A 1,326-nucleotide genomic window follows, 5' to 3' on the forward strand; every position below is an offset into this window, starting at 1 on the left:
GGCCTTGTGCCTTGTCGCTGATTACCTTCTGGTAGAGGCTGGAGGGCAGTTCAGTTTCCGATTGCAGGACGTGGATGGCCTGCCCCAGTTTCTGCTCCAGCGGCTTCAGCTTCAGACGCAGGGGACCAGACTGGATGCCACGGGCGCTGCTGTCTTTGCGCAGGGCATAGAAGGAACCCCGTTCGTTCAGGTCTGGTGTTCCTCTTTCGGCGGCAGACTGGTAGCTGCCGTCCTTGCCGGTAAAGTGATCCAACACCTGAATACGGTCGCCCCGGTTGAAGAACCGGATCAGATTACTTGTGCCTGTCGTGGCCAGTGGTGAGCCACTGCTTTTCAGGATGACCGACGAGCTGTTGGTGCTGTCCAGTGCTGTCATAATCCGGGCAGCCGCTGGGTTGTTGGTTGGATGCCGCAGGGTCTTCAGATCACTGTCCGACAACGGCAGGACGCCAGTGACATTGTATTTGCTATCCAGCAGCACCACGGCATTGGGGCTGATGGTGTCCAGAAAAGGGCGAACCGCTTCCGGTGACCCGAAATTGATGTAAGGCCGGTTGAAGCGCAGCCGCCGTTCGGTAATGGGGAATGCCTTATTGCGAGCCAATCGTTTGGGAGCCACGGCTCCCATCAGCACCGTGCCATCTGCATCCATGATTTTTGCATGGCCTGTGGTACCCACCACGGCATGACCCATATTCACCACGCCACTGCCATCCAGTACTTCATTCAGACTATGGGTAATATGCACATCCGACATACTGGGTTCAGGATCACCGGAAGGATGGTTATGGGCAAACCAGACGGATTTTGCATTGGGTGTCGCCACCACAGCACCGGCCAGTGTCCATGGGGATACGGAAGCAGAGGCTTTCTGCCCCTTGCTGTGCTTAATGACATTGACCACCTTGTCATTGCCATCAAGCACAATGGCAAGCATCTCTTCCTGCGCCAGCTTGCGAATCGGGGCGATAAAGTGCGCAAGATCGTCGTAGGTGTGGATGGTGTCGGTGCCAGCTCTGATGGTTCCCGTTTCAACGTGCTTAACCAGAACATGCTGGTTCTCGATGATCTGCTGTTTCCGTTCGTCACCGGAAAGGTCTGGGGAGGCGAACAGGTCTTTCTGTCCGGCATCTTCCAGATCTGATTTTTTGCTGCGGCGTTTTCGTTCTTCTATTTCTCCTTCTTCGCCTTCTCCGACCCGGTAGCGTCCGGTTCCCTCATCAATTTGTCGAACTCGGATTGTGCGTCCAGAATCTTCTTCTGATTGGCTCTCATTTCCTTCTTCTGTTCGGGGGTCAACAGATGCCCGTATTGCAGATACGATCT

1 protein-coding gene is annotated in these 1,326 nt (G+C 55.1%); it reads right to left on the bottom strand.

Annotated elements, in window-relative coordinates; all coding sequences use genetic code 11:
* The coding region (locus tag AK963_RS29070; protein WP_175404725.1) for a JAB domain-containing protein at window positions 1–1,326 on the bottom strand (1,326 nt) is incomplete at both ends.

The sequence above is a fragment of the Endozoicomonas atrinae genome, from assembly GCF_001647025.1.
Classification (GTDB): Bacteria; Pseudomonadota; Gammaproteobacteria; order Pseudomonadales; family Endozoicomonadaceae; genus Endozoicomonas; species Endozoicomonas atrinae.